The 7,058-nt window shown below is 66.9% G+C and carries 5 protein-coding genes; 2 read left to right on the top strand and 3 right to left on the bottom strand.

The window, feature by feature from the left end; translation table 11 throughout:
• Nucleotides 1-981: ATP-binding cassette domain-containing protein (locus QQS14_RS15885; protein WP_285907999.1), on the bottom strand; the 981-nt coding region annotated here is incomplete at its 3' end.
• 81 nt (nt 982-1,062) lie between these two features.
• Here QQS14_RS15885 and QQS14_RS15880 point away from each other — a divergent pair.
• Complete coding sequence (locus QQS14_RS15880) at nt 1,063-2,001, top strand: DUF362 domain-containing protein (RefSeq protein ID WP_285907998.1); 939 nt, start codon at nt 1,063-1,065, stop codon at nt 1,999-2,001.
• A gap of 40 nt (nt 2,002-2,041) precedes the next feature.
• Nucleotides 2,042-4,369, top strand: a complete 2,328-nt coding sequence (hypF, locus tag QQS14_RS15875) for a carbamoyltransferase HypF (RefSeq protein ID WP_285907997.1) — start codon at nt 2,042-2,044, stop codon at nt 4,367-4,369.
• A 99-nt stretch (nt 4,370-4,468) separates the two neighbouring features.
• On the opposite strand, the gene QQS14_RS15870 is transcribed toward hypF, so the two are convergent.
• Both QQS14_RS15870 and QQS14_RS15865 read right to left on the bottom strand, forming a co-directional pair.
• Nucleotides 4,469-5,653 carry a phosphoglycerate dehydrogenase gene (locus QQS14_RS15870; protein ID WP_285907996.1) on the bottom strand — a complete coding sequence of 395 codons (1,185 nt, stop codon included), beginning with the start codon at nt 5,651-5,653 and terminating at the stop codon, nt 4,469-4,471.
• A gap of 22 nt (nt 5,654-5,675) precedes the next feature.
• The gene (locus tag QQS14_RS15865; protein ID WP_285907995.1) at nt 5,676-6,815 is read right to left on the bottom strand and encodes a pyridoxal-phosphate-dependent aminotransferase family protein; all 1,140 of its coding nucleotides are present in this window, start codon (nt 6,813-6,815) and stop codon (nt 5,676-5,678) included.
• Between the last annotated feature and the right edge of the window lie 243 nt (nt 6,816-7,058).

The following is a 7,058-nucleotide window of genomic DNA, read 5'->3' as shown; positions in this document are numbered from 1 at the left end:
ATAAGGGGCCAGCTCCGAGGTGATCAGCCGCAGCAGGCTCGATTTGCCCGCCCCGTTGGGACCGACCACGGCCCAGCACTCGCCGGGCAGCACCTGCCAGTCAATGGAATGCAGGACGCGCGTGCCGCCGATGACCACGCTGACATTGTCCATGCGCACCAGAAAGGGATACCCGGCGCGCTCCGGCCCATCGTCCTCCACCGTCGGCAGAGCGCAGGTGGCCAGCCCGGCGCAGTCGTCGGCCAGGGCGCGCAGGGCCGCCTCGCGGTCGCCCTCGACCCTGACCAGCCCGCCTTCAAGGATCGTGAACTGTTCGACGCACTCCGGCACATCGCCCGCCCGGTGGGCCACGCAGACCAGGGTGGCCCGGGCCGAGGCCGCGTCGAGCAGGGCCAGCGCCCCGCGCCGCGTGGGCGCGTCCAGCCCCTCCAGGCATTCGTCGAGCAGGAGCACGTCCGGTCCACAGGCCAGGGCGCGGGCGATGAGGACCATGCGCGCCTGCCCGGTGGAGAGCGCGCCCATCTCCCGGTCCGCCAGATGGCAGATGGAGAGTTCGTCGATGAGTGCCTCGACCGTGGCTCGCTGGGCATCGGTCGGCTCGTCGTAGAGCAGCGGGGTGTCGAAAAATCCGGCCAGGATCACGGACCGGCCCGTGGCGCGGCGGGAGTGGAGAAAATAGAAATCCTGCATGTCCGCCGAGACCAGCCCGATGCGCTGGCGCAGGCCTATGGGCGAGGATTGCGGCCCGGGGCCGAAGTCAAAGGTGCGGGATTGACCAGGTGCCTGACCAGTCATCTGATCGGGCGCCATGTCACCGCGCAGGAGCTTGAGCAGCGTGGTCTTGCCCGAGCCGTTTTCGCCGATCACCGCACCATGGCGGCCGCGCAACAGACGCCAGGAAATGGGGCCGAGCAGCCGGGCCGGGCCGCGCGTGACCGTGACGTCATGAAGTTCGATAAGACAGTGCCCGCAATGATGCATGGCACCATTGTCCCTTTTCGCTCCCTGGTTGGCAACCCTTTTGCCTTGAAGGACCGGTGGGTTCCGGCCTATGCTACGGCCATGAGCGCGAATGTCCCCGAACCCATCGTCTCCATGACCCGTGTGCCGGACTACACTCCGGCCCGGCTTGACCAGGGCGTGGCCCGGCTGCTCGAAACGAGCGGCCTGAGCCTTGCACCGGGCACGCGCGTGCTGGTCAAGCCCAACCTCGTGGCCGCCCGGAACGCCCGCCACAGCACCACCCATCCCGAGGTGGTCCGGGCGGTCTGCGCGTATCTGCTCGACCACGGGGCCAGGGTGACGGTGGCCGATTCCCCGGCCTTTGGCCCGGCCGCCCAGGTGGCCCGAGCCTCGGGGCTGGCCGATGCCCTGGCCGGGCTGGGCCTTGAGGTGTCGGGCATGGCCAGGCCGGTGCCGCTGGCCCTGTCGCGCGGCGGCAGCATCGGCATCTCGCGCGACGCCCTGGAGGCCGACGCCATCGTCAACCTGCCCAAGCTCAAGGTCCACTGCCAGATGGTCATGTCCGGCGCGGTCAAGAACCTCTTCGGCTGCGTGGTCGGCTTTCGCAAGGCCGTGGCCCACCACACCCTGGGCGACAACCGCGAGGTCTTCACCGCCATGCTCATGGACGTGTATGCGGCCCTGCCCCGGACCCACCACCTGATGGACGGCGTGGAGGCCCTGCATCGCGACGGCCCCACCGGGGGCGACCCCTTCCGCCTCGGGCTGCTGGCCGCCGCAGACAACGGCGTGGCCCTGGACACCGCCGCCTATTCCGTGCTCGGCCTGAAGCCAGACCAAGTGCCCCTGTGGCAGGAGGCCATTGCCCGCGACATGGCCGGGGCCGATCCGCGCGAAGTCACCTATCCCCTGGACACGCCTGACCTCTTCGACCCGACCGGGTTCGTCATGGCCCCCGAGCGCGCCCTGAAGTTCGAGCCTGTGCGCCTGCTCCAAGGGCGGGTGCGCAGCCTGTTGAAACACTTCACGAAATCCTGATTCCCCTTGCACTCGCCCGCGCGGGGCGATACGGTGAGGCATGTCCATGCTGCTGCGTCACCGCTTCATCGTCACCGGGCAGGTGCAGGGGGTCGGATTCCGGCCCTTTGTCTACCGCATCGCCACGGCCAATGCGGTCACGGGCACGGTCAACAATTCCAGCCAGGGCGTGATCATCGAGGTGCAGGGGACAGCGGAGCAGGTGGAGGCCTTCGGCCTTGACCTGACCGGCAAGCTGCCGCCCCTGGCCCGCGTGGTCGATCTACGCAGCGAGCCGGTGGAACCAGTGGCGGACGAGGCGGACTTCACCATCCTCAAGTCCACGGGCGGGGCGGGCCACTCGGTACTCATCAGCGCGGACGTGGCCACCTGCCCGGACTGCATGGCCGACATCGCCACACCCGGCAACCGCCGCCACCGCTACCCCTTCACCAACTGCACCAACTGCGGGCCGCGCTACACCATCACCCGGTCCATCCCCTATGACCGGCCCATGACCTCCATGGCCTGCTTCCTCCAGTGCCCGGAGTGCCAAGCCGAGTACGACGATCCGCTCGACCGCCGCTTTCATGCCCAGCCAAACGCCTGCCCGGTCTGCGGCCCCGAGGTGTGGCTGACCGACCCGGCCGGGACCACCCTGGCCCAGGGCGACGAGGCCATCCGTCAACTGGCCGAGGCCCTGGCCCGGGGACGCATCACGGCGGTCAAGGGACTGGGCGGCTTCCATCTGGTCTGCGACGCGGCCTCGGACGAGGCCGTGGCCGAGCTGCGCCATCGCAAGCACCGGCCGGACAAGCCGCTGGCCGTCATGGCGGCCGACCTGGATGCGGCCCGACAGCTGGCCGACGTGCTCCCCGCCGAGGAGCAGTGGCTGACCGGCATCCGCCGTCCCATCGTCCTGGCCGCCAAGCGGGAACCGCTGGCCGTGTCGCCCCTGATCGCGCCGAACACCAATTATCTCGGGGTGATGCTCCCCTACACACCCCTGCATCACATCCTGCTCGACACTTTTGCCCAGGCGAGCGGACGCGAGGTTCCGGCCCTGGTCATGACCTCGGGCAACCTCTCGTCCGAGCCCATCGCCCTGGGCAACCGCGAGGCCCTGGCCCGGCTGGGCGGGCTGGCCGATGTCTTTCTCCTGCACAATCGCGACATCCTCATCCGCACCGACGACTCGGTGGTGCGGGTCAATCCGGTCACGCACGAACCGGTGCTGCTGCGCCGTGCGCGAGGCTTTGCGCCCGAGCCGGTGTTCCTGCCCCGGTCAGGCCCCACGGTGCTCGGCACCGGGCCGGAACTCAAATGCACCCTGACCCTGACCAAGGGGGACCAGGCCTTCCCCAGCCAGCACATCGGCAACATGGCCAACCTCGAAACCCTCGACTTTTATCGTGAAATCCTCGACCACATGCAGGACATCCTGCGCGTCACGCCAAAGCTCATCGTGCGCGACCTGCACCCGGACTACATGACCAGCACCCTGGCCGACGAACTGGGCCAGCGGCTGGGCATCCCGGTCCTCACGCTCCAGCACCATGTGGCCCACATCCACGCGGTGCTGGCAGAGAACCGGTTCGACGGCCCGGCCATCGGGCTGGCCCTGGACGGCACCGGCCTTGGCGAGGACGGAACCATCTGGGGCGGGGAATGTCTGCTGGTCGATCCGCAGAGCCTGGAGCACCAGCGGCTGGCCCACTTCGCGCACATCCGGTTGCCCGGTGGCGAGGCTGCGGTGCGTGAGCCCTGGCGCATCGCCCAGGCAGCCCTGTGGGAGCTTGGCGTGACCGAGACGGGCAAACATCGCTGGCCCTGGCTCGACCGTTTCGAACAGGAGAGCGCCTTTCTGCCACGGATGCTGACCCGGGGCATCAACTCGCCACACACCAGCAGTTGCGGCCGCCTCTTCGACGCCGTGGCCGCACTGTGCGGGCTGTGCGCGACCATCTCCTACGAAGGCCAAGCCGCCATCCTCCTCGAAAAGGCCCAGGACATGACCGAGACCGGGGCGTATCCCTGCCCCCTCAAGTCCTCCGACCCGGTCTCGCTGGGCACCCTGGATCTGGTGGCTGCGGCCCTGGGCGACCTGCGCCGGGGCGAGCCGGTTGGCAAGGTGGCCCGGCGCTTCCACCTGGGGCTGATCAAAGGGCTGACCGAGATGGCCTTTGCCTTCTCCACCCTGCTCGACATCCACCACGTGGCCCTGTCCGGCGGGGTGATGCAGAACCTGACCCTGGCCGCCGAACTGCCGCGCGCCCTGGAACAGGTCGGGCTCATTCCCCTGGTTCACCGCCACCTGCCGCCCAACGACGGCTGCATCTCCCTCGGGCAGGCTGTCTGGGGCCAGCGCCGGATGCAGTTGGACGGATAGCCGCCGCTCCCCCGAAACCACGCCCCCGAAATCGCGCCACGAAAAAAGGGCCGGAACTCGCGTCCCGGCCCTCAGAGCACGAATGAACCTCCAGGTAGGCTAGAAGGAGACTCTGCTGACGCCGTCGATGGCGGTCAGGGCCTCGCGCACGGCCTCGCCCGGCTGGGTGTGGACGATGTACACGGTCTGCACATGGTCGCCCAGGCGGCGGGAGTTGTTCTCGCGGATGTTGACGCCCAACTCGCCCATGACCGTGCCGAACTTGCCGAACATGCCCGGCGTGTCCTCGTGGGTGATGAAGATGGTGTAGACGTCTGCGCCCTCGTCCTCCACGGTCTGGCCCACGTTGACCGAGTTGTTGAACTCGCCGCGCCGCAGATAGCCGGTGACCACCTCGGCGATCTCCAGGCCGGTGCGGATGCCCGCGTTGCGGGTGGACGCGCCCAGGTGTGCGGAGAGCACGATGTTGTCCAGTTCGCGCAGCTTGCATTCAAAGGGCATGCCTTCACGCTTGGGCTCTGATTCGTAGCAGTCCAGCGCGGCTCCGGCGATGACACCGGTCTTGAGGGCGTTGTACAGGGCGTCCTCGCTCACGTTCTTGCCACGCGAGGCATTGATCAGGAAGGCGGTGTCCTTCATGATCTTCAATTCTTCCTCTTTGATGACTGGATCGGCACCGCCGCAATGCAGGCTGACGAAATCCGAGCGCTCAAGCAGTTCGGGGACGGTGTCAACATACTCAAGGGGAGCGTCGATGGAGCGGTACATGTCGTACCCGATGACCTTCATGCCCAGCGCGCCAGCCTTGCCAGCCAGGGCCTGGCCGATGCGGCCGCAGCCGATGATGCCCAGGGTCTTGCCGAACAGCTCCACGCCGCTGAACCGCTTCTTGTGCCAGACCCCGTTCATCAGGGTGTGATGGGCAAAGGGCACGCGCCGGGCGATGGCGAACATCAGCCCCAGGGCGTGCTCGGCCGTGGCGTTGGTGTTGCCGTTGGGCGCGAACTTGACGATGACGCCAAGCTCCTTGGCCGCATCCAGGTCGATATTGTCCGTGCCCACGCCGCCGCGGCCCACGATCTTGAGCCGCCCGCCGTCGCGCACGCCCGCCTCCAGCACCGCGCGGGTGACCTTGGTGGCCGAGCGCACCAGGAGCGCGTCAAAAGAGCCGATCTCGCTGATGAGGTCGTCCTCGTCGCGCTTCTCGGTCTCGATGGTGAATCTTTCCTTTTTCAGGTACTTGACAGCTTCGTCCACCAATCCGTCATTGGCCAGTATGCGCATATGCCTTACCCCCTCCCGATTCCTAGAGTTTCTTCAGTTCGGCTTCGAGCTTGCCGAGATATTCGGTCAGCATGTCGGGCATGATGTCGCCCATGTGGCCGATGCGGATGACCAGCCTGCGGCCCTCGGCCTCCAGGGCGGCGTTGAGCTTGCCGTAGCCGGGGTCCATCAGGTAGCCCTGCTCGCGCAGCCCTTCCTTGACGCCCTTCTTGAGCTGGGCAGCGGTCACTCCGGCCGGGCAGAGCACGGCGGAAACCGTGGGCGAGCGATAGCCCTTGGGCGCGAACATCTCGAACCCGTCGAGCCGGGCCGCCCACGCCTCGACCATGCCCCGCATCTCGATATGCCGGGCAAAGCGCGCGGCCACGCCCTCTTCCTTGACGATGCGCTCAAGCTGCACGAACATCTGGTTGGCCAGGGTGCAGTTGGGGGTGGTCAGGGTCTGGTTCTTGCGGGCGCGCTCAAGCTGCTTGGTGATGTCCGTGGTGTGGCCCTTGCAGGTCACGGTCCTGGCCTTTTCCTCGGCCTCGCGGCTGATGAAGCCAATGCCGAATCCGGCAGGCAGGGCCAGGGATTTCTGGGTGGCCGTGGAGTACATGGCCGCCCCGGAGTTGATCAGGTCCAGGTCCGCCCCGCCGAAGATGGACACGCCGTCCACCAGGGGCATGGCCCCGTGTTTGCGGATCAGGGCGCAGACCGCCTTCATGTCGTTGGTCACGCCGGTGGAGGTCTCGTTGTGGGTGAAGGAGACCACGGCGGGCTTGATCTCACGCAGTTTCGCCTCAAGCACGGCCATGTCGATGGCCTGGCCGTAGTCGAACTTGAGGTTCTCGGCCTTTTTGCCGTTGGCCACCGCGATATTGTAGTAATGGTCGCCAAAGGCACCCACCGAGACGTTGAGCAGGGTCTCGTTCTCGGCCACCAGGGAGCGGATGGACGCCTCCATGGCCGTGGAGCCGGACCCCAGGAACAGGACCGGCTCATAGGCATCGCCCGCCCCGGCCAGTATCCGCAGGTTCTCACGAATGGGGCCGAACCGCAGGTCGTTCTCGGTGTCGCGATGCCCGAATTCGGGCAGCAGCGCGGCCTGTTTGACGTCGTCCCGAATATACGTCGGGCCGGTGATGAAGAGTTTCAAGGGCGCAAAATTGGGCGTATTCATGGCTCGTGTCCTTCAATGAATTTGACGGAAAAGGGAATTTCCCCTTGGCGTTCGGAAAATGTCCCCGTTCATATAACGGGACGAACCCAATGTCCAGACGGCCCAAGGCGCGACGAAACATACGCGGATGCGGGGGTGCAGGAGAATTTCATGCAGCGAGGGGGCGAGGGTGGGTTGATGTTCATCTGGGGGAAGTGGGTGAAGAGGGAAGAGCCGTCGCTGGCGCTCCTCCAAATTTGGAAA

It is taken from the genome of Pseudodesulfovibrio pelocollis (genome assembly GCF_030282845.1).
GTDB classification, from domain to species: domain Bacteria; phylum Desulfobacterota; class Desulfovibrionia; order Desulfovibrionales; family Desulfovibrionaceae; genus Pseudodesulfovibrio; species Pseudodesulfovibrio pelocollis.
This window is presented reverse-complemented; position numbering and strand designations above follow the sequence as displayed.

What these genes read in the sequence shown, in the direction of transcription:
- QQS14_RS15880 (WP_285907998.1), top strand. Translation starts at nt 1,063, where the DNA reads ATGAGCGCGAATGTCCCCGAACCCATCGTCTCCATGACCCGTGTGCCG.
- QQS14_RS15870 (WP_285907996.1), bottom strand. Translation starts at nt 5,653, where the DNA reads ATGCGCATACTGGCCAATGACGGATTGGTGGACGAAGCTGTCAAGTAC.
- QQS14_RS15865 (WP_285907995.1), bottom strand. Translation starts at nt 6,815, where the DNA reads ATGAATACGCCCAATTTTGCGCCCTTGAAACTCTTCATCACCGGCCCG.
- hypF (WP_285907997.1), top strand. Translation starts at nt 2,042, where the DNA reads ATGTCCATGCTGCTGCGTCACCGCTTCATCGTCACCGGGCAGGTGCAG.